The 24,504-nt window shown below is 61.9% G+C and carries 20 protein-coding genes; 10 read left to right on the top strand and 10 right to left on the bottom strand.

Translation table 11 applies throughout. The features are described from left to right. Positions 1-11: 11 nt before the first annotated feature. A complete protein-coding gene (gene ptsP, locus LJX92_RS21590; RefSeq protein ID WP_228308931.1) occupies positions 12-2,546 on the top strand; it encodes a phosphoenolpyruvate--protein phosphotransferase in 2,535 nt (844 codons plus the stop codon). Positions 2,547-2,548: 2 nt separating this feature from the next. Next, a complete protein-coding gene (locus tag LJX92_RS21585; protein WP_228308930.1) occupies positions 2,549-2,827 on the top strand; it encodes a PTS transporter subunit EIIB in 279 nt (92 codons plus the stop codon). A gap of 136 nt (positions 2,828-2,963) precedes the next feature. Here LJX92_RS21585 and mltF read toward each other — a convergent pair whose 3' ends face one another. Beyond that, complete coding sequence (gene mltF / locus LJX92_RS21580; RefSeq protein WP_005791148.1) at positions 2,964-4,424, bottom strand: membrane-bound lytic murein transglycosylase MltF; 1,461 nt, start codon at positions 4,422-4,424, stop codon at positions 2,964-2,966. Positions 4,425-4,710: 286 nt separating this feature from the next. Between mltF and purL the strand changes: the two genes are divergently transcribed. The 3 genes from purL (at position 4,711) to LJX92_RS21565 (ending at position 9,526) form a co-directional block, all read left to right on the top strand. Then, on the top strand, positions 4,711-8,607 hold the full coding sequence (gene purL, locus LJX92_RS21575; protein WP_032879622.1) for a phosphoribosylformylglycinamidine synthase: 3,897 nt from the start codon (positions 4,711-4,713) through the stop codon (positions 8,605-8,607). Between the two features lie 4 nt (positions 8,608-8,611). After that, entirely contained in the window at positions 8,612-8,923 is a 312-nt protein-coding gene (locus tag LJX92_RS21570) for an NIF3 1 (RefSeq protein WP_003193986.1), read from the top strand. A gap of 309 nt (positions 8,924-9,232) precedes the next feature. Continuing rightward, positions 9,233-9,526, top strand: a complete 294-nt coding sequence (locus LJX92_RS21565) for a DUF6124 family protein (protein ID WP_032879623.1) — start codon at positions 9,233-9,235, stop codon at positions 9,524-9,526. Between the two features lie 64 nt (positions 9,527-9,590). On the opposite strand, the gene nagE is transcribed toward LJX92_RS21565, so the two are convergent. The 7 genes from nagE to LJX92_RS21530 all read right to left on the bottom strand — a co-directional run bounded on the left by nagE (position 9,591) and on the right by LJX92_RS21530 (position 18,092). Next, the gene (gene nagE, locus LJX92_RS21560; protein ID WP_228308929.1) at positions 9,591-11,294 is read right to left on the bottom strand and encodes an N-acetylglucosamine-specific PTS transporter subunit IIBC; all 1,704 of its coding nucleotides are present in this window, start codon (positions 11,292-11,294) and stop codon (positions 9,591-9,593) included. Between the two features lie 26 nt (positions 11,295-11,320). Then, positions 11,321-13,831: a phosphoenolpyruvate--protein phosphotransferase gene (gene ptsP / locus LJX92_RS21555; RefSeq protein ID WP_228309924.1), complete on the bottom strand. Its 2,511-nt coding sequence runs from the start codon at positions 13,829-13,831 to the stop codon at positions 11,321-11,323. Between the two features lie 30 nt (positions 13,832-13,861). Continuing rightward, the gene (locus LJX92_RS21550; protein WP_416309148.1) at positions 13,862-14,872 is read right to left on the bottom strand and encodes an SIS domain-containing protein; all 1,011 of its coding nucleotides are present in this window, start codon (positions 14,870-14,872) and stop codon (positions 13,862-13,864) included. Further along, the gene (gene nagA, locus LJX92_RS21545; protein WP_078822244.1) at positions 14,865-15,971 is read right to left on the bottom strand and encodes an N-acetylglucosamine-6-phosphate deacetylase; all 1,107 of its coding nucleotides are present in this window, start codon (positions 15,969-15,971) and stop codon (positions 14,865-14,867) included. The genes LJX92_RS21550 and nagA overlap by 8 nt, the downstream gene beginning before the upstream one ends. 10 nt (positions 15,972-15,981) lie before the next feature. Continuing rightward, on the bottom strand, positions 15,982-16,740 hold the full coding sequence (locus tag LJX92_RS21540) for a GntR family transcriptional regulator (RefSeq protein ID WP_005791139.1): 759 nt from the start codon (positions 16,738-16,740) through the stop codon (positions 15,982-15,984). A gap of 262 nt (positions 16,741-17,002) precedes the next feature. After that, positions 17,003-17,506 carry a L,D-transpeptidase family protein gene (locus tag LJX92_RS21535; protein ID WP_103734891.1) on the bottom strand — a complete coding sequence of 168 codons (504 nt, stop codon included), beginning with the start codon at positions 17,504-17,506 and terminating at the stop codon, positions 17,003-17,005. 37 nt (positions 17,507-17,543) lie between these two features. Then, the gene (locus LJX92_RS21530) at positions 17,544-18,092 is read right to left on the bottom strand and encodes an NUDIX hydrolase (RefSeq protein WP_223017895.1); all 549 of its coding nucleotides are present in this window, start codon (positions 18,090-18,092) and stop codon (positions 17,544-17,546) included. A 147-nt stretch (positions 18,093-18,239) separates the two neighbouring features. On the opposite strand from LJX92_RS21530, the gene LJX92_RS21525 reads away from it, so the two are divergent. The 5 genes from LJX92_RS21525 (at position 18,240) to purT (ending at position 21,484) form a co-directional block, all read left to right on the top strand. Further along, positions 18,240-18,842, top strand: coding sequence for a CoA pyrophosphatase (locus tag LJX92_RS21525; RefSeq protein WP_078822240.1), 603 nt, complete (start codon positions 18,240-18,242; stop codon positions 18,840-18,842). A gap of 35 nt (positions 18,843-18,877) precedes the next feature. After that, positions 18,878-19,402, top strand: a complete 525-nt coding sequence (locus tag LJX92_RS21520; protein WP_032879630.1) for a gamma carbonic anhydrase family protein — start codon at positions 18,878-18,880, stop codon at positions 19,400-19,402. Next, complete coding sequence (locus LJX92_RS21515; protein ID WP_228308927.1) at positions 19,399-19,614, top strand: DUF1289 domain-containing protein; 216 nt, start codon at positions 19,399-19,401, stop codon at positions 19,612-19,614. Before LJX92_RS21520 ends, LJX92_RS21515 begins: the two co-directional genes overlap by 4 nt. Before the next feature lie 151 nt (positions 19,615-19,765). Continuing rightward, a complete protein-coding gene (locus LJX92_RS21510; protein ID WP_078822237.1) occupies positions 19,766-20,233 on the top strand; it encodes a preQ0 transporter in 468 nt (155 codons plus the stop codon). Between the two features lie 69 nt (positions 20,234-20,302). After that, complete coding sequence (gene purT / locus LJX92_RS21505; protein ID WP_019817237.1) at positions 20,303-21,484, top strand: formate-dependent phosphoribosylglycinamide formyltransferase; 1,182 nt, start codon at positions 20,303-20,305, stop codon at positions 21,482-21,484. Between the two features lie 95 nt (positions 21,485-21,579). Here purT and LJX92_RS21500 read toward each other — a convergent pair whose 3' ends face one another. Beyond that, positions 21,580-22,890 carry an MFS transporter gene (locus LJX92_RS21500; RefSeq protein WP_005791128.1) on the bottom strand — a complete coding sequence of 437 codons (1,311 nt, stop codon included), beginning with the start codon at positions 22,888-22,890 and terminating at the stop codon, positions 21,580-21,582. Between the two features lie 365 nt (positions 22,891-23,255). Further along, entirely contained in the window at positions 23,256-24,494 is a 1,239-nt protein-coding gene (locus LJX92_RS21495) for a transporter associated domain-containing protein (protein WP_005791125.1), read from the bottom strand. Positions 24,495-24,504: the final 10 nt, after the last annotated feature.

Genomic DNA, 24,504 nt, shown 5'->3' with positions numbered 1-24,504 from the left:
CAGGTGAAGTCATGACCCCATCTAAACCCCTGACACTGCTGGCGCCCCTGTCCGGGGTCCTGCTGGCGCTGGATCAGGTACCCGACCCGGTATTTTCCGGTCGCGTGATCGGCGACGGGCTGTGCATCGACCCGACCTCGCAGACGCTCTGCGCGCCGTTGGCCGGGGTGATCAGCAACATTCAGGACAGCGGTCATGCGGTCAGTGTCACCGACGACAACGGCGTGCAGGTGTTGCTGCATATCGGTCTGGACACCGTGAACCTGGCTGGCCAGGGCTTCACCCGTCTGGTCGAGGAAGGCCAGCGGGTGGAGGCTGGGCAGCCGCTGATAGAGTTCGATGCCGACTATGTGGCGCTCCATGCACGCAGTCTGCTGACCTTGATGCTGGTGGTGAGCGGCGAGCCGTTTGAGCTGTTGGTGGCAGACCGGGCGTTGGTCGAGGCCGGCCAGCCACTGTTGCGAGTATCGCCCGGGCAGGTATCTGCCGAGCTGGATGAGGAGCAGGGTAACGCGCTGTTCTCCAAGCCACTGACTGTGCCCAACGCTCATGGCTTGCACGCCCGGCCTGCGGCGGTGCTTGCCCAGGCGGCGAAAGGGTTCAACTCGAGCATTTACCTGCACAAGCAAACCCAGAGTGCGAATGCCAAGTCCCTGGTGGCGATCATGGCGCTGCAGACCTGCCAGGGCGACAGCGTGCAGGTGAGCGCGGCGGGCGAAGATGCCGAGGCGGCGATCCAGGCCCTGGTGGCGTTATTGCTCGACGGCTGTGGCGAGACCTTGCCGGTAGCGGTCGAGAAAATCAACACGCGCGCCGCGCCGGCGTCCTCGGCCACCGTGTTACGAGGTGTCTGCGCATCGCCGGGCTCGGCGTTCGGCCAGGTCGTCCAAGTGGCTGAGACGGCGCTCGATATTCCCGAAGCTGGCGTCGGAGAAACCTTTGAGCGGGCCGCATTGGCGCGTGGCCTACGGGCGGCAAGCGAGGCGCTGCAAGACTTGCAAGCCAAGGCGGCCGGCAGTGCCCAAGCCGAAATTTTCCGCGCTCATCAGGAATTGCTCGAAGATCCAACCCTGCTTGAACAAGCCTATAGCCTGCTGGCCGAGGGCAAGAGTGCCGCCTTTGCCTGGAACCGCGCCACAGTGGCGACCGCCCAACTCTTCGAGGGCTTGGGTAAGGCACTGCTCGCTGAACGTGCAGCGGACTTGGCCGACGTTGGTCGGCGCGTGCTCAAGTTGATCCTGGGCGTGCCCGAGCGATCCATGGAGCTGCCGGAGTGCGCCATCCTGGTCGCCGAGCAACTGACACCCTCACAAACCGCCGGCCTGGATACCGGTAAAGTCCTGGGCTTCGTCACGGTCGCCGGTGGCGCTACCAGTCATGTGGCAATCCTTGCCCGCGCGCTGGGCCTGCCCTCTGTTTGCGGGGTGCCGAGCCAGGTATTGGCCCTGGCCAACGGCAAACGGGTACTGCTCAATGCCGACAAAGGCGAACTGCATCTGGAGCCGGACCTGGCTGAAATCGAACAATTGCAGGCGGTTCGCCAACAGCAAAAGCTGCGACTGCAACGTGAGGTGGCACAGGCCTCACGGGCGGCGGTCACCCGCGATGGGCATCACGTTGAAGTCACCGCCAATGTCGCCTCGTTGCAGGAAGTGGAGCAGTCCCTGACCCTGGGCGGGGAAGGCGTGGGCCTGCTGCGTTCGGAGTTCCTTTACCTGGACCGCAACCGCGCCCCGAGCGCCGAAGAACAGGCTGGCACTTACAGCGCCATCGCCCGTGCCCTTGGCAGCGAGCGCAACCTGGTGGTGCGCACCCTGGATGTGGGCGGCGACAAACCCTTGGCCTATGTGCCGATGGAGAGCGAGACCAACCCGTTCCTTGGCCTGCGCGGTATTCGCCTGTGCCTGGAGCGCCCCCAACTGCTGCGTGAACAGCTGCGCTCGATCCTTGCCAGTGCAGGCTTGGCGCGACTGCATATCATGTTGCCGATGGTCAGCCTGCTGTCGGAGCTGCACCTGGCGCGCAAGATGCTCGAAGAAGAGGCATTGGCGCTTGGGCTGACCGAGTTACCGAAGCTGGGCATCATGATCGAAGTCCCCAGCGCAGCGCTGATGGCGGATGTGTTTGCGCCTCATGTGGATTTCTTCTCCATCGGCACCAACGACCTGACCCAATACACCCTCGCCATGGACCGCGACCACCCGCGTCTGGCCAGCCAGGCCGACAGTTTCCACCCGGCGGTACTTCGCCTGATCGACATCACGGTCAAAGCGGCCCATGCCCACGGCAAGTGGGTGGGGGTATGTGGCGCGCTGGCCTCCGAAACAGTAGCCGTGCCGGTATTGATCGGGCTCGGCGTGGATGAGCTGTCGGTCAGCGTGCCGCTGATCCCGACCATCAAGGCCACCGTGCGTGAGCTGGACCTGCACGACTGCCAGATCATCGCCCGCCAGGTGCTGGGCCTGGAAGAAGCCAATCAAGTGCGTGAGGCCCTGCGCCTGTACCACGCGGCCACCGTTGAAACATCATCTGTCGTGGAGCACTGAGCATGTTCGAGAAATTGCAGCGGGCGTTCTGGAAAGCCCTGACGCCTGATTTGGTGGCGGATTCGGTTGCCGCACCGACACCGAGCCTGTTGTCGGCCGAGGTGCTGAGTGCATTGGGCGGGGAGGGGAACGTTACGTCACAGCAGCGCGTGGCGCTGACGCGTGTGAGGGTGCAATTGAAGGAGGTGGGTGGGTTGGATGAGTCGGCGTTGAAGGCTGCCGGTGTACCCGCAGTGATGGTACTGGCGGGCGGCGTGGTCCATCTGCTCACCGGCCTATAAGGCTACGATGATCAAATGTGGGAGCCGGGCTTGCCCGCGATAGCAGTGTGTCAGGCGCCGAATACCTTGACTGTCAGGCCGCCATCGCGGGCAAGCCCGGCTCCCACAGGGATTTGCAGTGTGCGGGCTGTCGTGATCAGAGTTGAGGGCTGTCCTGCGGCGGCTTGGTCTTGTCCACACCCGGCACATGCAGGTTGCCTTCCACCACCTGGTTGCCTTCCAGCTGCGGCTGGGTCACCCAGGTAAGAATGTCGTAGTAACGCCGGATGTTCGCTACAAAATGTACCGGCTCCCCGCCACGCGCATAACCATAGCGGGTCTTGCTGTACCACTGCTTCTGCGACAAGCGCGGCAGCATCTTCTTCACGTCCAGCCACTTGTTCGGGTTCAGGCCTTCTTTCTTGGCCAGGATACGTGCATCGTCCAGATGACCGGTGCCGACGTTATAGGCGGCGAGGGCAAACCAGGTGCGGTCGGGCTCGGCGATCTTGTCGTCCAGCTCATCCTTGATCCTGGCCAGGTACTTGGCGCCGCCCATGATGCTCTGCTTGGGGTCCAGGCGGTTGGACACGCCCATGGCTTGGGCGGTGTTCTGGGTCAGCATCATCAGGCCGCGCACGCCGGTCTTGGAGGTGACCGTCGGTTGCCACAGCGATTCCTGGTAGCCGATGGCTGCCAGCAGCCGCCAATCGACTTTCTCTGCCTTGGCATAGGCACGAAAGTGCTTCTCGTACTTGGGCAGGCGTTGTTGCAGATGCTGGGCAAAGGTATAGGCGCCCACATAGCCGAGTACGTCGACATGTCCGTAATAGCGGTCTTTCAGACGCTGCAACGTGCCGTTCTTCTCGACCTTGTCCAGGTAGCTGTTGATTTCGTTGAGCAGGCTGTTGTCGTCGCCTGCCGCCACGGCCCAGCTTTGGTTGCTGGCATTGCCGAGGTCGAACGCCACGCGCACATTGGGAAAGTACACCTGGTTCATGGCGACTTCGTTGGAGTCCACCAGGGTCAGGTCGATCTGCCCCTCGTCGACCATGCGCAGCAGGTCGACTACTTCAACGGCGTCGGACTCTTCGTATTCGATTGCAGGATTCTGTTTCTTCAGCGCCGCAAGCTGTTCGGCGTGGGTGCTGCCCTTGAGCACCATGATCTTCTTGCCCGCCAGATCGGCTGCATTGGTGGGGCGCGATTGGCCGTTGCGATAGATGATCTGCGGGGTCACTTCCAGGTACGGGTGGGAAAAACGCACCTGCTGCTGGCGCTGTTCGCTGCTGACCAGGCCGGCGGCGGCCAGAACCGGGCCGTTGGGTTTGCCCAGCTGACCGAACAGGTCATCGAGGTTGTCGGCGGTCTCGATTTCCAGCTTCACGCCCAACTCGTCGGCAAAACGCTTGACCAGTTCATATTCGAACCCGGTCTCCCCGTTACGGTCCTGGAAATACGTGGCCGGACTGTTCCGGGTGACCACCCGCAATACGCCATCCTCCTTGATTCGCTCAAGCGTGCTGGGCTTATCAACACAGGCACTGAGCGTCAGGAAGAGCAGGGTGGCGATGAGCCATTTGACCCATCGCGGGCGCAAAACAGTTGGGGAGAACATCTGCGCAGTATACGCAAACGGCCCGTGGCGCCATATCTCGACAGCGCTGCACTTGTCTGCTAGCGCGGTTAAAACTGTGCTGCAGCCCGCAGAAACGCGGCCTGGAGCGCCATTGTGACGGTTAAAATAACTGCCCTCGACACCGCGGATTTCCTGCCGATGCCGTGCAAACCCTGCCAACTGACGTTCGGCAGCGGCCACCGGTGCCGTTTCGGGTGCCGTTGGCGAAGGTTTACGCTAGAATGCACGGCCTCAAAGCACACCCCTTCCCGAGGCTGTCCCGAAGATGTTGATCCTGCGCGGCGCTCCTGCCCTTTCTGCCTTTCGCCACAGCAAACTCCTTGAGCAACTGAGCCAGAAGGTTCCAGCTGTTACAGGCCTTTACGCTGAATTTGCTCACTTCGCCGACGTTACCGGCGTCTTGACCGCCGACGAACAGCAAGTGCTGGCACGCCTTCTGAAGTACGGCCCAAGCGTTCCCGTTCAAGAGCCGACTGGCCGCTTGTTCCTGGTTCTGCCGCGGTTCGGCACCATCTCGCCCTGGTCGAGCAAGGCCAGTGACATCGCCCGCAACTGCGGCCTGGATAAAATCCAGCGCCTGGAGCGTGGGATCGCCTTTTACGTCGCTGGCCAGTTCAGCGATGCCGAAGCCGAGCTGATCGCCAGCAGCCTGCATGACCGCATGACCCAGATCATCGTCAGCCAGCTGGAACAGGCTGCCGGCCTGTTCAGCCACGCAGAGCCCAAGCCGCTGACCGCGATTGACGTGCTCGGCGGCGGCCGCGCCGCCCTCGAGAAGGCCAACACCGAGCTGGGCCTGGCCCTGGCCGAAGACGAAATCGACTACCTGGTCAACGCCTTCACCGGCTTGAAGCGCAACCCCCACGACATCGAACTGATGATGTTCGCCCAGGCCAACTCCGAGCACTGCCGTCACAAGATCTTCAACGCCAGTTGGGATATCGACGGCCAAAGCCAGGAAAAAAGCCTGTTCGGCATGATCAAGAACACCTACGTGATGCACAGCGAAGGCGTTCTGTCGGCTTACAAGGACAACGCCTCGGTCATCGTCGGCTCCGTCGCCGGTCGCTTCTTCCCGGACCCGGAAACCCGCCAGTACGGCGCGGTGCAGGAGCCGGTGCACATCCTGATGAAGGTTGAAACCCACAACCACCCGACCGCGATTGCCCCGTTCCCGGGCGCAGCCACCGGGTCTGGCGGCGAAATTCGTGACGAAGGCGCCACCGGCCGTGGCGCCAAGCCCAAGGCGGGCCTCACCGGTTTTACCGTGTCCAACCTGCAGATCCCGGGCTTCGAACAACCGTGGGAAGTGCCGTACGGCAAGCCTGAGCGCATCGTCACCGCGCTGGACATCATGATCGAAGGCCCCCTGGGCGGCGCCGCGTTCAACAACGAATTCGGGCGTCCGGCGCTGACCGGTTACTTCCGTACCTTCGAACAATCCATCACCACCCCGCGTGGCGATGAAGTGCGCGGTTACCACAAGCCGATCATGTTGGCCGGCGGCATGGGCAACATCCGTGAAGAACACGTCAAGAAAGGCGAGATCCTGGTCGGCTCCAAGCTGATCGTGCTCGGCGGCCCGGCGATGTTGATCGGCCTGGGCGGCGGCGCGGCTTCCTCCATGGCCACCGGCACCAGCTCGGCAGACCTGGATTTTGCTTCCGTACAGCGCGAAAACCCTGAGATGGAACGCCGCTGCCAGGAAGTCATCGACCGTTGCTGGCAATTGGGCGACAAGAACCCGATCAGCTTCATCCACGACGTCGGCGCCGGCGGTTTGTCCAACGCCTTCCCGGAACTGGTCAACGATGGCGACCGCGGTGGCCGTTTCGAACTGCGCAACATTCCAAACGACGAGCCGGGCATGGCCCCGCACGAAATCTGGAGCAACGAATCCCAGGAACGTTACGTGTTGGCCGTCGGCCCTGAAGACTTCGCACGCTTCCAGGCCATCTGCGAACGTGAGCGTTGCCCGTTTGCCGTGGTCGGCGAAGCCACTGCCGAGCCGCAGCTGACGGTTACCGATAGCCACTTCGGCAACAGCCCGGTAGACATGCCGCTGGAAGTGCTGCTGGGCAAAGCCCCGCGCATGCACCGTTCGGCGGTACGTGAAAACGAACTGGGCGATGATTTCGACCCAAGCACGCTGGAGCTGGCCGACAGCATTGAGCGCGTGCTGCACCACCCGGCCGTGGCGAGCAAAAGCTTTTTGATCACCATCGGCGACCGCACCATCACTGGCCTGGTTGCCCGTGACCAAATGGTTGGCCCATGGCAGGTGCCGGTGGCCGACGTTGCCGTCACCGCCACCAGCTTCGACGTGTATACCGGTGAAGCCATGGCCATGGGCGAGCGCACGCCGCTGGCCCTGCTGGACGCACCGGCGTCGGGCCGCATGGCCATTGGTGAAACCCTCACCAACATAGCCGCCTCGCGTATCGGCAAGCTGTCCGACATCAAACTGTCGGCCAACTGGATGTCCGCTGCCGGCCACCCCGGTGAAGATGCGCGCCTGTACGACACCGTCAAGGCTGTCGGCATGGAGCTGTGCCCGGAACTGGGTATCACCATTCCGGTGGGCAAGGACTCCATGTCCATGGCCACTCGTTGGAATGATGAAGGCACCGACAAGAGCGTCACCTCGCCACTGTCGCTGATCGTCACCGGTTTCGCACCGGTCACCGACATCCGCCAGACCCTGACCCCGCAACTGCGCATGGACAAGGGCACCACCGACCTGATCCTGATCGACCTGGGACGTGGCCAGAACCGCATGGGTGCCTCGATCCTGGCGCAGACCCATGGCAAGTTGGGCAAACAGGCACCGGACGTCGATGACGCCGAAGACCTGAAAGCCTTCTTCGCCGTGATCCAGGGCCTCAACGCCGACGGTCACCTGCTGGCTTACCACGACCGTTCCGACGGTGGTTTGCTGACCAGCGTTGTCGAAATGGCCTTCGCCGGTCACTGCGGCCTGAATATCGTGCTCGACAGCGTTGCCGAGGATGCTGCCGAAATCAACGGCATCCTGTTCAACGAAGAGTTGGGCGCCGTGATCCAGGTTCGCCAGGACGCGACTCCGGACGTACTCGCACAATTCAGCGCTGCCGGCCTTGCCGAATGCGTGGCGGTGATTGGCCAGCCGATCAACAACGGCGAAGTCAATATCTCGTTCAACGGCGACACGGTCTTTACCGGTCAGCGCCGCTTGCTGCAACGCCAGTGGGCCGAGACCAGCTACCAGATCCAGCGCCTGCGCGACAACGCCGACTGCGCCGAGCAGGAATTCGACGTGATCCTGGAAGAAGACAACCCGGGCCTGAGCACCATGCTCAGCTTCGACGTCAACCAGGACATCGCCGCGCCTTACATCAAGAAGGGCATTCGCCCACAGGTTGCCGTACTGCGTGAGCAGGGCGTCAACGGTCAGGTGGAAATGGCCGCGGCGTTCGATCGCGCCGGTTTCAATGCGATTGACGTGCACATGAGCGATATCCTCGCCGGTCGCGTTGATCTCAACGAGTTCAAAGGCCTGGTGGCCTGCGGTGGTTTCTCCTACGGCGACGTGCTGGGTGCCGGTGAAGGCTGGGCCAAGTCGGCCCTGTTCAACAGCCGTGCTCGCGACGCGTTCCAGGGCTTCTTCGAACGCAACGACAGCTTCACCCTGGGTGTGTGCAACGGTTGCCAGATGATGTCCAACCTCAGCGAACTGATCCCGGGCAGCGAGTTCTGGCCGCACTTTGTGCGCAACCGTTCCGAGCAGTTCGAAGCCCGTGTCGCCATGGTGCAGGTGCAGGAGTCCAACTCGATCTTCCTGCAAGGCATGGCCGGTTCGCGTATGCCAATCGCCATCGCCCACGGTGAAGGCCATGCCGAGTTCGCCAGCGAAGAAGCGCTGCTTGAAGCCGACCTGTCCGGCACCGTGGCCCTGCGTTTCGTCGACAACCACGGCAAGGTCACCGAAAGCTACCCGGCCAACCCGAACGGCTCGCCACGCGGCATTACCGGCCTCACCAGCCGCGACGGCCGCGTGACCATCATGATGCCGCACCCGGAGCGCGTATTCCGCGCCGTGCAGAACTCGTGGCGCCCGGAAGAGTGGAACGAAGACGGCGCCTGGATGCGCATGTTCCGCAACGCGCGCGTGTGGGTGAACTAAGGCCGTGTACAAGCTCGCCTTCTTCGTGCCCGACAGCCATGTGGAGACGGTGAAAACCGCCGTCTTCGCAGCCGGCGGCGGGCGCATCGGCGACTACGACAGCTGCGCCTGGCAAGTGCTGGGCCAGGGCCAATTCCGCGCGTTGGACGGCAGTCAGCCGTTTATCGGGCAGGTCGGCCAGGTTGAAGTGGTTGAGGAATGGAAGGTTGAGCTGGTGGTGGCGGATGAGTTGATTGTGGCTGTTGTGGCTGCTCTCAAACTTAGCCACCCGTATGAGACTCCAGCGTATGAGGTGTGGCAGTTGGCGGATTTTTGATCGGCTGGCTGCATAAACAAGAAACCCGCTGGGCCAGTTTGGTCAGCGGGTTTTTTGTTGGCTGTAAGTGCCAATCGCAGGCAAGCCAGCTCCCACATTTGACCCCGTTGTCAGACCGTACATCAATCCCATGTGGGAGCTGGCTTGCCTGCGATGGCGTCGGTGCAAGCGCCTCAGAACTTTCCGACAAGCCTTTCAGGTTGTCCGTCGGAACTCGCACAACTAACCTTCTCGAGTCGCTGCCAATTCAGTGACCGGGACTGCAAGCCTGAAAAATCACTAGGAGCCTATTCCATATGGAGTTTAATGATGATCAGCGACAACTTGCTAACTGGTTCAATCTCATCTCAAGCCGAGTCCCGCCAAGCTGGTGATTTACCGTCCGACCAGATCTTCACCGTAATACCCAGTCTGAACAGCGAAACCCTGCTCGCCAATGCTTCCCAAGACCTGGCATCCGTGCAGGCACTGGCGGGTCATCTGGCTTTTGATGTCGACGGTCCGCAGCGTGATGCCGTGCTGGGGATTCATCGGATGGTGGAGGGTATTCAGTTGATGGTGGATCGGGTGCTGGATTTAGTTGAGGTGCCTGAGCAGAAGTAATCAGGCGCCTGTGAGGGCCAATCGGGAGCAAGCCCCCGATGAGGCCAGAAAAGCCACTACAGCTCTAAACCCTGGCGCCGACCTCACGGCCACTGACCAACCGCTCCAACGCCTCACCCAAGCCAGAGGCCTTGTCACCAACCAACAAGTGCCAAACACCGCTCTCAAGCTGACTCACACCTTGGCAACCGAGCGCAGTGAGCTGAGCTTCAGACAACCCCGAATCATCCCCCAACTCCACCCGCAACCGGGTCATCGCCACAGCTTCCAGCTGGCGCAAATTCCCTCGGCCACCCAGCGCATTCAGCCATTGCTCGGCCTCTTGCACATTCACCGTCAGGGGCTTATCCACAGGTGCAACCGCTACAGGCGCTGCAACAAACCCTGGCATGGCCAAACGAATTTCATCAGCAATGCTATCGGCCATCGGCCCAACCACCACCTGCAAACTCCCGCCGTTACCCGGGCGCACTACAGCCATGGCGCCCAGTGCTTTCAGTTCAGCATCCACCGCCTTGTTGCGATCAACCATGTCCAACCGCAGCCGCGTGGTGCATGCACCCACACTCAGCAAGTTCTCTGCACCACCCAGCGCCTGGATATATGCCGTGGCACGCTGGTTATCACTCATCGCTTCAGCCTGCACCACCTGGATATCTTCACGCCCCGGTGTCTTGAGGTTAAAGCGGCGGATGCAGTAGCTGAACACCGTGTAGTAGATCACCGAGTAGGCCAGGCCCACCGGTACCACCAGCCAGCCATTGGTGGACTTGCCCCAACCCAGCACCATGTCGATAAACCCACCGGAGAAGGTAAACCCGAGGTGGATATTCAACATATTGGTGACTGCCATCGACAGGCCCGTCAGCACGGCATGGATCAGGTACAGGAACGGTGCCAGGAACATGAAGGCAAATTCAATTGGTTCAGTCACCCCGGTCAAAAACGAAGTCAGCGCCATCGACAGAAAGATCCCGCCCATGACTTTACGGCGCTCTGGCAACGCATTGCGGTACATCGCCAGGCACGCAGCCGGCAGGCCGAACAGCATCACCGGGAACATGCCGGTCATGAACTGGCCGCCTTTCGGGTCGCCGGCAAAGTAGCGGGTCAGGTCGCCGGTCACCACCGCGCCGGTTGCCGGGTCGGTAAACGTGCCGAACACGAACCACGCCATATTGTTGAGGATGTGATGCAACCCGGTGACGATCAGCAGGCGGTTGAACACGCCAAACACGAACGCACCCAGGCTGCCGCTTTCCATCAACAACACGCCAAAGCTGTTGATGCCGTGCTGGATCGGCGGCCAGATCAGACCGAAGATCACGCCCAGGCCCACCGCCGAAAAACCGGTGACAATCGGCACAAAGCGTCGCCCACCAAAGAACGCCAGGTACTCCGGCAGCTTGATGTCCTTGAAGCGGTTATACAGCCCGCCCGCCATCAGGCCACTGGCGATACCGGCGAGCATGCCCATGTTGATGGTGGTATCCATCACCTTGAGGGTCGAGATCATCACCAGGTAGCCAATCGCCCCGGCCAGGCCGGCGGTGCCGTTGTTGTCGCGGGCAAAGCCCACGGCGATGCCGATGGCGAAGATCAGCGCCAGGTTGGCGAAGATCGCCTGCCCGGCATCATGCATCACCGCGATGTTGAGCAAGTCGGTGTCGCCCAGGCGCAGCAAGAGGCCGGCGATTGGCAGGATCGCAATCGGCAGCATCAGGGCGCGGCCCAGGCGTTGCAGGCCTTCGATAAAGTGTTGGTACATGGCGTGTCTCCCTATTCTTGTTGTTTTCAGCTCAGCGGCCAGTGGTGTTGACAGGCTTGGCGAACGGCCTTGGCACTGCTCAGGTCGAGCAGCTCAAGGCTCAGTTGCCGGCATTGCGCCGCGTCCAGGTGGCGGACGCGGTCCTTGATTTCGCCGATCTGCGGCGGGCTTACCGACAGCTCACTGACCCCCAGGCCGACCAGTACTGGCGTGGCCAGTGGGTCAGACGCCAAGGCACCGCACACGCCGACCCAACGCCCGTGTTTCGCCGCACCGGTGCAGGTTTGGGCGATCAGCCGCAGCAAGGCAGGATGCAGCGCATCAACGCGGGCGGCCAAGCCTGCGTGGTCGCGGTCCATCGCCAGGGTGTACTGGGACAGGTCATTGGTGCCGATGGATAAAAAGTCCGCGTGTTCGGCCAACTGCTCGGCCATCAGCGCGGCGGCGGGCACTTCGATCATCACGCCCAGCTCGGGGCGCTGCGTCAGCTCCAGCTCCACGCACAGTTCATCCAGGCGCTGGCGAATCTGTAGCAGTTCATCCACCTCGCTGACCATCGGCAACAGGATGCGGCAGCGCGCCAACGGCGAGACTTGCAGCAGGGCGCGCAGTTGCTGGTCGAGCAGTTCAGGGCGCACCTGGGCCATGCGAATACCGCGCAGGCCCAGCACCGGGTTCGCCTCGACGGGCAGCGGCAGGTAATCGAGCTGCTTGTCGCCACCCACATCGATGGTGCGGATGATCACCGACTTGTCACCCATGGCATCCAGCACGGCCTGATAAGCTTGGCGTTGCTCCTGCTCATCCGGCGCGGTACGGCGGTCGACGAACAGAAATTCAGTGCGCAGCAGGCCGACGCCATCGGCGCCGTTGTCAAACGCCACCTGGGCTTCGGCGCTGGAGGCGACATTCGCCGCCACTTCAACCGTCACGCCGTCGGTGGTGAGTGCCGGTTGCCGGGCTTGGGCCTGTTGTTGCTGGCGTCGTAATTTCTGTGTTTCGCGAATCTGGTGAACTTCGGCGTGGCGCGCTTCACTGGGGGCCAGTTCCAGGCGGCCGTTGGCGGCATCGAGCACTACCCGTTGGCCTTGGGGCACATCAAGCACTTCATTGCCCAGGGCGACGAGACACGGCAGGCCTTTGCCCCGGGCCAAAATCGCCACATGGGAGGTCGCACCGCCTTCGGCCATGCAGATGCCAGCGGCGTGTTGCTCGCTCAGTTGCAGCAAGTCCGAAGGTGTCAGCTCATGGGCACTGACAATCGCCCCCGCCGGCAATTCGAAATGCCAGGCTTCACCCAGCAACGCACGCAGCACCCGTTGTTGAAGGTCTCGCAGGTCATTGGCGCGCTCGGCAAACAGTGGTTTGCCCAACGCCAGCAGCACGGCGCATTGGGCCTGGATCGCATCACGCCAGGCATGGGTGGCGGCGCTGCCTTGTTCGATGGCAGCGGTGGCTGCGTCGAGTAATGCCGGGTCTTCCAGCAGGGCGAGGTGGGCGGCGAAGATCTCTTCTTCTTCGACGTTCTTGCGTTGGCGCGCCTGGCCCAGCGTACTGCGGATTTCGCCGCGCACTTGCTCAAGGGCGGCATCCAGGCGTTGCAGTTGTTCGTCGACGCTATGATTGCCGCTGTCTTGCGGCAGTTCGATGCCCGTCAGGCGGAACAATGGCCCACATACCAGACCGGGTGCCGCGCATACGCCTTGCAGCACATTGGCTTCGGTATTCGCCCGGCGTGGCGTGGCGGCGACTGGTGCGTGGTGTTCCTCGTAAACCGCCACCGACAACGCGGCGACCAGGGCCTGCAACGCCGCCTCGCAATCTTTGCCGCGAGAGGTCACCCGTACCTCGTCACCTTCGCCAATACCCAGCCCCATCAGGCCGATCAGGCTGTCGCAAGCCGCGGTCTTATCACCGAAGTGCAGCTGCGATTGGCTGCTGAAGCCCTGGGCAGTCTTGCGGATCAGCGCGGCAGGGCGCGCATGCAAGCCGCCACGGTGGCTGATGCGCACCGTGGCGCTCACTTGCGCGACCGAGTTATCCACAGCGGTTTGAACCGGTGCGGATGTACGCAGGGCAATCCGCATCAGTGATTCACCGAGCTTCACGGTCTTGCTCGCGATGGGTTGCAGTTCGAAGCGGTCACTGTTGGTCAGGATGATCAGGCTCACCAGGCTTTTGCACTGGCGCGCAATGCGGTCCAGGTCAAACTGCACCAACGGCTGGCCCTCGCTCACCCGTGCGCCATCCTTCACCAGCAAGGCAAAGCCTTCGCCATTGAGCTCCACGGTGTCGATGCCCACGTGCATCAGCACTTCGGCACCGTTGTCGGCGCGGATGGTCAATGCATGACCGGTGCGGGCGACATGGATGATCACGCCGTCACAGGGCGCATGCAGGCAATCGTTCAACGGGTCGATGGCAATCCCGTCCCCCATGGCGCCGCTGGCGAACACTTCGTCGGGGACGCTGTTCAGGGCCAGCACCGGCCCACTCAAGGGGGCGCTTAAGGTCAATGGATTATTGTTGTTGGGCATGGGCACGGTACTCATCAGGAAAACGCCGCTTTAGTGCGTACGGGTGACTTTGCTCAGGTGGCGCGGCTGGTCCGGGTCCATGCCCCGTGCCTCAGCCAGGCCGGCGGCCATCACGTAGAAGCTCTGGATCGCCAGGATCGGGTCCAGGCTCGGGTGTTCGGCGCGACTAAGGGTCAGGTCGCGTTCGGCGATATCGTCCGGTGCGGCCAGCAGCACGCGGGCGCCGCGTTGGCGCATATCGGCGGCCAGGCTCAACAGGCCGGGCTGCTCGGCGCCGCGTGGGGCGAACACCAGTAGCGGGTAGTTTTCGTCGATCAAGGCCATCGGCCCGTGGCGTACCTCGGCGCTGCTGAAGGCTTCGGCCTGGATCGCCGAGGTTTCCTTGAGCTTGAGCGCTGCTTCCTGGGCGATTGCAAACCCGGCGCCGCGGCCGATTACCATCAATTGCTGGCAGTCGCGCAGGGCATCGATAGCTTGGGTCCAATCCTGCTTGGCGGCTTCACGCAAACCGTCGGGCAGCGCCTGGCAGGCTTGGAGCAACTCGGTTTCCTGGTTCCAGTAGCCGATCAATTGCGCGCTGGCGCTGAGGGTGGCGATAAAGCTCTTGGTCGCGGCCACGCTTTGTTCCGGGCCGGCGCACAACGGCACATGGAATTCACAGGCGGCTTCCAGCGGCGAGTCTTCGGCGTTCACCAGCGAGATGCTCAGGGCGCCGCGCTTGCGCAGCAGTCGCAGGCTGTTGACCAGGTCCGGGCTCTGCCCCGACTGGGAGAACCCAAACGCCACCTGGCCGCTGACTTTCATCGGCGCCTGCAACAGGGTCACCACCGACATCGGCAACGACGCCACCGGGATGCCCACATGCTGCATGGCCAGGTAGGCGAAGTAGCTGGCGGCGTGGTCGGAGCTGCCGCGGGCAATGGTCATCGCCACTTGCGGCGGCTGGCGACGCAGGCGACCGGCCACTTCTTCCAGCAGCGGATTCAGGCGTTGCAGTTGTGCCGCAACGGCGTCGCAGGAGGCCAGGGCCTCTTCAAGCATTTTTGAAGTCAATGGTTTCTCCTTCGACCATTACGTCGGTGAGTGTCAGGGAGCGGTCCAGGCGCACGCAGTCGGCATAGCTGCCGGGTTGCAGGCGGCCGCGTTCTTCCAGGCCCAGGTAGTCCGCAGGAAATTGCGACAGGCGTTGTGAGGCTTCGCTGATGGGCAGGCCGATTTTCACCAGGTTGCGCAGCGCCTGGTCCATGGTCAGCGTGCTGCCGGCCAGGGTGCCGTCGGCCAGGCGTACGCCACCCAGGCATTTGGTCACGGTGTGGCTGCCCAGCTTGTATTCGCCATCGGGCATACCGGCGGCGGCGGTGGAATCGGTCACGCAGTACAGGCATGGGATCGAGCGCAGGGCCACGCGCATGGCACCGGGATGCACATGGAGCAGATCCGGGATCAGCTCGGCGTATTGGGCGTGGGCCAGCGCGGCGCCGACGATGCCTGGCTCGCGGTGATGCAGCGGGCTCATGGCGTTGTACAAATGGGTAAAGCTGGTGGCGCCGGCGGCGAGGGCGGCGACGCCTTCTTCATAGCTGCCCAGGGTGTGGCCGATCTGCATGCGCACGCCGCGTTGGCTGAGGGCGCGGATCAGGCCGTCATGGCCGGCAATTTCCGGGGCGATGGTGATTACCCGAATTGGCGCCAGGCGCAAATAGGCTTCGACTTCGGCCATCAACGCGGTGTGGGCGAAGTTGGGTTGGGCGCCGAGTTTGCCCGGGTTGATGTAGGGGCCTTCCAGGTGCACGCCCAGTACCCGGGCGCTGCCTGTCGGGCGTTGCTCGCAGAACCTGCCGAGTTCACCGAGGACGCTGGTGATTTCTTCCACCGGCGCCGTCATGGTGGTGGCCAATAGCGAGGTGGTCCCAAAACGCACGTGGGTGCGGGTAATGGTCTCGAAGGCCTGCGCCCCTTCCATGATGTCGGCACCGCCACCGCCGTGTACATGCAGGTCGATAAAGCCTGGCAGCAGGTAGGGCAGGTCGTTGTCAGCCGGGTCGCAAGGCGTGCCTTCGATGGCAACCACCTTGCCGTGTTCGTGCACCAGGCGGCCGCGCATCCAGCCGTTGGGCGTGAGGATATTGTCTTCTGACATGGGCAGTTCTCTAAATTCGCAATTCGGCGGAGTAGTCATGACGGCGCAGCTCTGCGACAAAGTCGTAGTAGTCGTTGCGGCAGTAGGTGTCGGTGATTTCAATCGGCGTGTTGTCGGCGGTGTAGCCCACGCGGGTCATCAGCAGCATGGCGGTGCCGGGGGCGATGCCCACCAGCTTGGCGAACTCGTCCGAGGCGTTGATCGCCTGGATATGCTGCAGGGCGCGCACGATGGGCTTGCCGATGCCTTCCAGGTATTCGTACAGCGAATTGCCGATGGCTTGCGGGTGCGGCAACACCGAGGCGGGCATGGCGGTCATTTCAATCGCCATCACCGTGTCATCGGCTTTGCGCAAACGCTTGAGGCGCGCCACTTTGTCGGTGGGCGACAGGCACAGGCGGATCAGCTCTTCGTGGGTCGGCGGGGTGATGTCGCGCTCCAGCCACTGGGAGGTGGGCACAAAGCCCTTGAGCCGCAGCATTTCGCTGAACCCCGACAAGCGCGACAAGGGTTGTTCCAGGCGCGGCGTGATAAAGGTGCCGGAGCCCTGGCTGCGGCGGATCAGGCCCTGGGCAAGCAACACTTCCAGCGCTTTACGGGCAGTGACCCGCGAGATGCTCAACTGCTCGCTGAGCGCACGCTCCGAGGGCAGGGCCTGCTCGGATTTCCACTGGCCGGCATGGATCGCGGCTTCAAGGCTGCGAGCCAGTTGCAGGTACAGCGGCGTGGATTGCTTGTCGTCGGGGCGCAGGGCCAGGATGGGATTCATCTGTCAGGTTTCCGATGCGTTATTGGAGTGTTGTCGCCCGGTAATGGCCGGAAATTAATACCACTTAAATACCATGTCAATGCTGCCAAAACGGTGCGAACCCCGGTTTCAGGGGGCTTTAATAGGGCTTGGTATCAAGTGGTATTAGAGAGGTCTTTGTGTCGCGCACAAGTGCACTGTCCCGCGCGGTGAACTGGTATTCACCGGCAGGCGCTGCTGGAGGCAGGAATTATTTTCGAATTAATTTACGAACGGTACGAGATTACGGCCGAATCTCGATCATGGTGCCGTCTTTGACCAGGCTCCAGACTTCGCGCATGTCTACGTTGCGCATGCCGATGCAGCCGTCGGTCCAGTCCAGGGTGTGAAACCACTGTTCCGGGTAGTCTTCGGTGTCGGGCGTGCCGTGGATCATGATCATGCTGCCCGGTTTTACCCCTTCGCGGCGGGCGCGGGCGGCGTCGCTGATGTTCGGGTAGGAGATGTGCATGGCCAGGTTGAAGCGGTCGCTGGTCTTGCGCCAGTCGATCCAGTAGAAACCCTCGGGGGTACGGCGGTCGCCTTCGATCAGCTTGTGGCCCTTGGGGTTCTTGCCCAGGGAAATGCGATAGGTCTTGAGGGGCTTGCCGTCGTTGATCAGTTGCAGTTGGTGCGCGGACTTGAGTACCAGGACTTTTTCGACGGTTTTACCGCCGAGAGTTTCCACCGTAGAGGCTGGGGACAGCGTGGCAAACGACAGGCAGATAAGAGCAAGCAACCAACGCATTGAAACGGTATCCCTGATAAAGGTGCTGCCTGGAAGGTTATTTGGTTGGGCGTGTCATCGGTGGGACCGACTCGCTGCGCACCGGGTACACCTGTTGGCGACGGTCAGCGAAAAAGCATTCTAAGGTACGCCCGACCGTGCGGAAAGCCAGCTCGGACCAAGGGATATCAGCTTGATCGAACAGCTTCACTTCAAGGCTTTCCGGGCCTGCGGCAAAATCCAGGTCGATCAGCTCGGCGCGGTAGAAAATATGCACCTGGCTGATGTGCGGCACATTGATCAGGGTATAGATGCTCAGGTTGCGCACGCGGGCGCAGGCTTCTTCCAGGGTTTCACGCATGGCCGCCTGTTCGACGGTTTCACCGTTTTCCATGAAACCTGCGGGCAGGGTCCAGTAACCCAAGCGCGGTTCGATGGCACGGCGGCACAGCAGCACTTGATCGCCCCACACCGGTACGGTGCCGGCGACGATATTGGGGTTTTGATAGTGAATGGTCGAACAGTGATCACACACAAAACGCAGGCGTGCGTCGCCTTCGGGAATACGTTGGGTAACCGGTTTACCGCACTGGCTGCAGAAATTCATGCTGGGGTTCCTGGAGAATGGGCACATCTTGGCTTGGTGCCGGGCGTTCCTGCAAGTTGTCGTTTCGCGACATGCACCGGGTTTTGGGCTTGGGCGCCCGCACGCTTTGGTGCATGATGCAAGGTAGCCAACAGACCGAGATGACTCATGCTGGACGAGCTACTTCGCCGGGTAAGCAATCACACCCCTCACACCTTGGAAACTGACGGGCGTTTCCCCGAGGCCGCAGTGCTGGTGCCGATTACCCGCACTGACGAACCTGAGCTGATCCTGACTCTGCGCGCCAGCGGCCTGTCGACCCATGGTGGCGAAGTGGCCTTTCCTGGTGGGCGGCGTGACCCTGAAGACCCGGACCTGATCTTTACCGCCTTGCGCGAAGCCGAAGAAGAAATCGGCCTGCCGCCGGGGCTGGTTGAGGTCATAGGCCCGTTGAGCCCGCTGATTTCCCTGCACGGCATCCGTGTAACGCCCTATGTAGGCGTGATCCCTGACTACGTCGAATACCTGGCCAACGACGCCGAAATCGCCGCAGTCTTCAGTGTGCCCCTGGAGTTTTTCCGACAGGACCCACGCGAACATACCCACCGGATCGATTACCAGGGCCGAAGTTGGTATGTGCCCAGCTACCGCTTCGGTGAATACAAGATCTGGGGGCTGACGGCGATCATGATCGTCGAGCTGATCAATCTGCTCTATGACGACGCCAAGATCAGCCTGCACCAGCCGCCCAAGAGTTTTATCAATATCTAAGCCATCGCATGAATGGCAAGCCGTGAGGGAAAACCATGAAATACCGCCTGGGCGATGCCCGCGTCGAGACCCATCCCAACAGTTGGGTCGCACCCAATGCCACGCTGGTGGGCAAGGTCAAGCTGGAGGAGGGCGCCAACGTCTGGTTCAACGCGGTGTTGCGCGGCGATAACGAACTGATCCTGATCGGCAAGAACAGCAACGTGCAGGACGGCAGCGTAATGCACACCGACATGGGCTACCCGCTTACCCTCGGCACCGGCGTGACCATCGGCCATAACGCCATGCTGCACGGCTGCAGCGTCGACGACTACAGCCTGATCGGCATTAACGCGGTGGTTCTCAATGGCGCCAAGATTGGCAAGCACTGCATTATCGGCGCGAACTCGCTGATCGGTGAAGGCAAGGAAATTCCCGATGGCTCGCTGGTCATGGGCTCCCCGGGCAAGGTGGTACGTGAGCTGACTGAGGCGCAGAAACGTATGCTCGAAGCCAGCGCCGCGCACTATGTGCACAATTCGCAGCGCTATGCCCGAGACTTGGTTGAGCAGGAAGAATGAGTGCAGTTGAACGGCCTGTAGCCTCGCCATGCGTGAGTATCTGCGCGTTGGATGAGGACGATATCTGTACCGGTTGCCAGCGTAGCGTGGATGAGATTACGCGTTGGGGCCGCATGGATAACGCCGAGCGCCGGGTGGTGCTGGGGCTGTGTCATGAGCGGGCGGTGGCCAGTGGGATGGTGTGGATGACGCCCAAAAGCTCGGGTGCCTGATCGATTGCTATCGGGAGCAAGCCCCCTCCCACACTTGAATGTGTTCACAGATCAAAATGTGGGAGGGGGCTTGCCCCCGATGAGGCCCTCCCAGACGACATATGTCTAATTGTGAAGTACCCTGTGTCCCTTGTTCACAGGTCATTCATCCATGTTTTTCCTGATCGCCTACATCAGCAGCGTCGTGCTGATCAACTTCGCCTTCTCCACCGCCCCGCACCTGGATGTCATCTGGTCCGCCTGGGGTGGCCTGGTATTTATCCTTCGCGACATGGTGCAAACCCGCTTCGGCCACGGCGCGATCATCGCCATGCTGGCGGCGCTGGTGCTGTCGTATATCACTTCCGACCCGTCCATCGCCCTGGCCAGTGCTACGGCGTTCGCGGTGTCCGAGTGCATCGACTGGCTGGTGTTCAGCATCACCAAACGCCCGCTGCATGATCGCCTGTGGATAAGTTCGGCACTGAGCATTCCCCTCGACACCTTTATTTTCTTCGGCTTGATCGGCGCGCTGACGCCGGCGGTGGCGGGCACGGCGCTGGTGTCGAAGTTCGCCGGGGTCACGGTGGTGTGGTTGATCATGGCTTGGCGCCTGCGCAAGCGTGCCGTCGCCAACTGAGGCCAATTCTTGCAGTTCATGTAAAATGCCGGCCTTTCTCCCCATGATCCGCTCCCCTGAGGACCTGAGATGACCCGAATCGGAACTCCATTGTCGCCAACCGCGACCCGCGTTTTGCTGTGTGGCTGCGGTGAGCTGGGCAAGGAAGTGGTGATCGAACTGCAACGCCTGGGTGTTGAAGTGATCGCCGTGGATCGCTACGCCAACGCGCCGGCGATGCAGGTGGCGCACCGTAGCCACGTGATCAACATGCTCGACGGTGCGGCGCTGCGTGCAGTCATCGAGGCGGAGAAGCCGCACTTCATCGTGCCGGAAATCGAAGCCATCGCCACCGCCACTCTGGTGGAACTGGAGGCTGAAGGCTTCACGGTTATCCCGACCGCCCGCGCCACGTCGTTGACCATGAACCGTGAGGGCATCCGTCGCCTGGCCGCCGAAGAACTGGATCTGCCGACCTCGCCGTACCACTTCGCCGACACCTTCGAAGACTACAGCAAGGCCGTCCAGGACCTGGGCTTCCCCTGCGTGGTCAAGCCGGTGATGAGTTCGTCGGGCAAGGGCCAGAGCCTGTTGCGCAGCACTGATGACGTGCAGAAAGCCTGGGATTACGCCCAGGAAGGCGGGCGTGCCGGTAAGGGTCGAGTCATCATCGAAGGCTTTATCGATTTCGACTACGAAATCACCCTGCTGACCGTGCGCCACATTGGCGGCACCACCTTCTGCGCGCCGGTTGGCCATCGTCAGGAGAAGGGCGACTATCAGGAGTCCTGGCAGCCACAGGCCATGAGCCCGATCGCCCTGGCCGAATCCGAGCGCGTTGCCAAGGCGGTAACCGAAGCCCTGGGTGGCCGTGGCCTGTTTGGTGTGGAGTTGTTCATCAAGGGCGATCAGGTGTGGTTCAGCGAAGTGTCGCCGCGCCCACATGACACCGGTTTGGTCACACTGATTTCTCAGGACCTGTCGCAGTTCGCGCTGCACGCTCGCGCCATCCTGGGCTTGCCGATCCCATTGATCCGTCAGTTCGGGCCTTCGGCGTCGGCGGTGATCCTGGTGGAAGGGCAATCGACCCAGACGGCGTTTGCCAACCTCGGCGCGGCATTGAGCGAGCCGGACACGGCGTTGCGTCTGTTTGGCAAGCCAGAGGTCAACGGCCAGCGCCGCATGGGTGTGGCGTTGGCGCGGGATGAGTCGATTGAAGCGGCTCGTGCCAAGGCGACGCGGGCCTCCCAAGCGGTTGTTGTAGAGCTCTAAAAGCATCGGGAGCAAGCCCCCTCCCACATTTAACCGCGTATAACCTTTGGAATGCGGTCGAATGTGGGAGGGGGCTTGCTCCCGATAGCGGTTTATCAGGCGACCTTGTTCAAATCATTATCCCGCGTCTCTTTCAGGCACAGCACCGCAATCAAACTCAGCAACGCTGCCGCCGACACATACCCACCGACATAACTGAGCCCACCCATCGCCACCAGCTTGGTCGCGAAGAACGGTGCTGCAGACGCCCCGACAATCCCACCCAGGTTATACGCCGCCGAAGCACCGGTATAACGCACACGCGTCGGGAACAACTCCGGCAGCAGGGCACCCATCGGTGCGAAGGTCACACCCATCAGAAACAGCTCCAACGCCAGGAACAGCGCCACGGCCCAGGTCGAGCCGTGGGTCAGCAGTGGCTCCATGGTAAAGCCCGAGAGAATCGCCAGGATCGCCCCAACGATCAGCACCGGCTTACGTCCATAACGATCACTGGCCAGCGCTGCCAGCGGCGTCGCCAAGCCCATGAACAGCACGGCAAAGCACAGTAAACCGAGGAACGTCTCGCGGCTGTAGCCCAGCGTGGAAACGCCGTAGCTCAGGGAAAACGCCGTGGTGATGTAGAACAGCGCGTAGCACACCACCATCGACGCAGCGCCCAGCAGCACCGGCAGCCAATGTTGGCTGAACAGTTCCACCAGTGGCACCTTCACCGGTGCTTCTTTGGCTACGGAGTTGGCGAATACTGGGGTTTCATGCAGCTTCAGGCGTGCATACAGGCCCACCATCACCAGTGCGGCGCTGAGAATGAACGGAATACGCCAGCCCCAGCTACGGAACTGCTCGTCATTCAGGCTCATGGCCAGGATCAGGAATAAACCGTTGGCCGCCAGAAAGCCAATCGACGGGCCCAGTTGCGGGAACATGCCGAACCAGGCGCGCTTGCCTTTGGGTGCGTTCTCGGTCGCCAGCAATGCCGCGCCGCCCCATTCCCCGCCAAGGCCCAGGCCCTGGCCGAAGCGCAATACGCACAACAGAATCGGTGCCCAGGCGCCGATGCTGTCATAGCCGGGCAGCAAGCCGATCAAGGTGGTGCACACACCCATCAACAGCAGCGAGGCCACCAGAGTGGATTTACGCCCGATACGGTCGCCGAAATGGCCGAACAGCGCCGACCCCAGCGGGCGTGCGATAAAGGCGATGCCAAAGGTCAGGAACGACGCCAGCATCTGCGCCGTACCGGAGCTCTGGGGAAAGAACACCGGGCCGATGACCAGCGCAGCAGCTGTGGCGTAGATATAGAAATCGTAGAACTCAATGGCGGTGCCGACGATGCTCGCCGTGGCGACGCGGGCGGTCGAATTGGTCGGGGCGGCGGTCGCAGCCTCTTGGTAGGTGGTGCTCATGGCAGTATCCCTGACGGTCATTGCGCGTTTGGACGCGGATTATTATTGGTCGAACACCCATGGATCAGGGTTGTGCGCGGGGCGGCTCGGGATGGGAGCAAACACCGGTCGGACATGATAAAGCGGTGCCTGGACACGCTGAGTGCGGGTAGCACGCGGTCGGGCGGGGCTTGGGTAAGCCGGATGGATTATAGGAAGGGGGCTAAGGATCCAACAAGGGGCTGGTGAGGATCTATGGCCTGGAACTGGATCAATGTGGGAGCTTGCTTGCCTGCGATAGCATCACCTCGGTTCAACTGAAGGACCGAGTCGCCTGCATCGCAGGCAAGCCAGCTCCCACATTGACCGGGTTGAGCCTGCTGAGGTCAGGCGGCCACGGGCACATGGCTGGTATGCCAGATCAACACCTTGCTCACCCGGTTGTCCTCGGTTTCGAGGATTTCCAGGCGATAGCGGCCGATCTTCAGGCACACCGCGCAATCGGGGATGGTTTCCAGCGCTTCGGTCACCAGGCCGTTGAGGGTCTTGGGGCCGTCGCTGGGCAGGTGCCAGCCCAGGCTTTTGTTCAGTTCGCGGATCGAAGCGGCGCCGTCAATGATGTAGCGGCCATCGGGCTGGGCCTCGATGTGGGGGTTATCCACAGCCTGATCGCTTTCGAACTCGCCGACGATTTCTTCCAGGATATCTTCCAGGGTAACGATGCCCAGCACTTCGCCGTATTCGTCCACCACCATGCCCAGGCGCCGTTGCTGCTTGTGAAAATTCAGCAGTTGCAGCTGCAACGGAGTGCTTTCCGGAACGAAATAGGGTTCGTGACAGGCAGCGAGCAGCGCCTCTTTGGTCAGGCTGGCGTCGGGGAGCAGGTGCTGGACCTGGCGCGTGTTGAGCACCGCTTCGACCTGGTTGATATCACTGTGGAACACCGGCAGGCGCGTGCGTTGGGAACTGCGCAGCTGCTCGATGATCTCGTCGATCGAGTCATCCAGGTTGATGCCGTCCACTTCACTGCGGGGCACCAGGATGTCGTTGACGGTGATGTTATCCAGCGCGTGGATGCCGGGCATACCGGGCGCGCGGTCCTCGTCGGCCTCAGGCGGGGCTTGGTCGTCATGGTCCGGCAGCGGCTCATCGCTGTTTTTCACCACACCGGACTTGCGCGCGAACGGGCGCAGCAGCAACAGGCTGATGCCGTTGAGCAGCCAGGCCAGCGGGTAGAGGATTTTCAGCGGCACGCCCAGCAGGGCGTTACCGAAACCCAACACCGCTTGCGGATGGCGGGTGGCCAGGATGCGAGGCAGGTAGTCGGCGAGAATCAGCAGCAGTGCACAAGAGATCAGCCAACCCAGCCATGGGCCGTTCTGCGCCCAGGCATAGATTGCCAGCAGCGTGCAAAGGATCACCACGGCGGCGCGGCACAGGCTGTTGCACAGAATCAGGCTATGGCGCGGGAAGCTCAGGCGTGCGGCAGCCTTATCGCCCTGGCGGGTACCGGGGCGCAGGGCCAACAGATGCTGTTGTGCTGCTTCGATGGCGGTAAACAGCGCCGCCCATAAAATCAGCAAGGCAATGACGGCGAGCATCGGCTCCAAAGGCAAGTTATCCATGATCGCTGCC

It is taken from the genome of Pseudomonas sp. HN8-3 (assembly GCF_020790195.1).
In the GTDB taxonomy this organism is placed as follows: domain Bacteria; phylum Pseudomonadota; class Gammaproteobacteria; order Pseudomonadales; family Pseudomonadaceae; genus Aquipseudomonas; species Aquipseudomonas synxantha_A.
The sequence above is the reverse complement of the archived record's forward strand: the minus strand, read 5'-3'. Positions and strand labels throughout refer to the sequence as shown.

Bases quoted from the DNA above. Each gene is read 5' to 3' on its own strand.
- ptsP (WP_228308931.1), top strand. From the start codon at position 12: ATGACCCCATCTAAACCCCTGACACTGCTGGCGCCCCTGTCCGGGGTC.
- LJX92_RS21585 (WP_228308930.1), top strand. From the start codon at position 2,549: ATGTTCGAGAAATTGCAGCGGGCGTTCTGGAAAGCCCTGACGCCTGAT.
- mltF (WP_005791148.1), bottom strand. From the start codon at position 4,424: ATGTTCTCCCCAACTGTTTTGCGCCCGCGATGGGTCAAATGGCTCATC.
- purL (WP_032879622.1), top strand. From the start codon at position 4,711: ATGTTGATCCTGCGCGGCGCTCCTGCCCTTTCTGCCTTTCGCCACAGC.
- LJX92_RS21565 (WP_032879623.1), top strand. From the start codon at position 9,233: ATGATCAGCGACAACTTGCTAACTGGTTCAATCTCATCTCAAGCCGAG.
- nagE (WP_228308929.1), bottom strand. From the start codon at position 11,294: ATGTACCAACACTTTATCGAAGGCCTGCAACGCCTGGGCCGCGCCCTG.
- ptsP (WP_228309924.1), bottom strand. From the start codon at position 13,831: ATGCCCAACAACAATAATCCATTGACCTTAAGCGCCCCCTTGAGTGGG.
- LJX92_RS21550 (WP_416309148.1), bottom strand. From the start codon at position 14,872: ATGCTTGAAGAGGCCCTGGCCTCCTGCGACGCCGTTGCGGCACAACTG.
- nagA (WP_078822244.1), bottom strand. From the start codon at position 15,971: ATGTCAGAAGACAATATCCTCACGCCCAACGGCTGGATGCGCGGCCGC.
- LJX92_RS21540 (WP_005791139.1), bottom strand. From the start codon at position 16,740: ATGAATCCCATCCTGGCCCTGCGCCCCGACGACAAGCAATCCACGCCG.
- LJX92_RS21535 (WP_103734891.1), bottom strand. From the start codon at position 17,506: ATGCGTTGGTTGCTTGCTCTTATCTGCCTGTCGTTTGCCACGCTGTCC.
- LJX92_RS21530 (WP_223017895.1), bottom strand. From the start codon at position 18,092: ATGAATTTCTGCAGCCAGTGCGGTAAACCGGTTACCCAACGTATTCCC.
- LJX92_RS21525 (WP_078822240.1), top strand. From the start codon at position 18,240: ATGCTGGACGAGCTACTTCGCCGGGTAAGCAATCACACCCCTCACACC.
- LJX92_RS21520 (WP_032879630.1), top strand. From the start codon at position 18,878: ATGAAATACCGCCTGGGCGATGCCCGCGTCGAGACCCATCCCAACAGT.
- LJX92_RS21515 (WP_228308927.1), top strand. From the start codon at position 19,399: ATGAGTGCAGTTGAACGGCCTGTAGCCTCGCCATGCGTGAGTATCTGC.
- LJX92_RS21510 (WP_078822237.1), top strand. From the start codon at position 19,766: ATGTTTTTCCTGATCGCCTACATCAGCAGCGTCGTGCTGATCAACTTC.
- purT (WP_019817237.1), top strand. From the start codon at position 20,303: ATGACCCGAATCGGAACTCCATTGTCGCCAACCGCGACCCGCGTTTTG.
- LJX92_RS21500 (WP_005791128.1), bottom strand. From the start codon at position 22,890: ATGAGCACCACCTACCAAGAGGCTGCGACCGCCGCCCCGACCAATTCG.
- LJX92_RS21495 (WP_005791125.1), bottom strand. From the start codon at position 24,494: ATGGATAACTTGCCTTTGGAGCCGATGCTCGCCGTCATTGCCTTGCTG.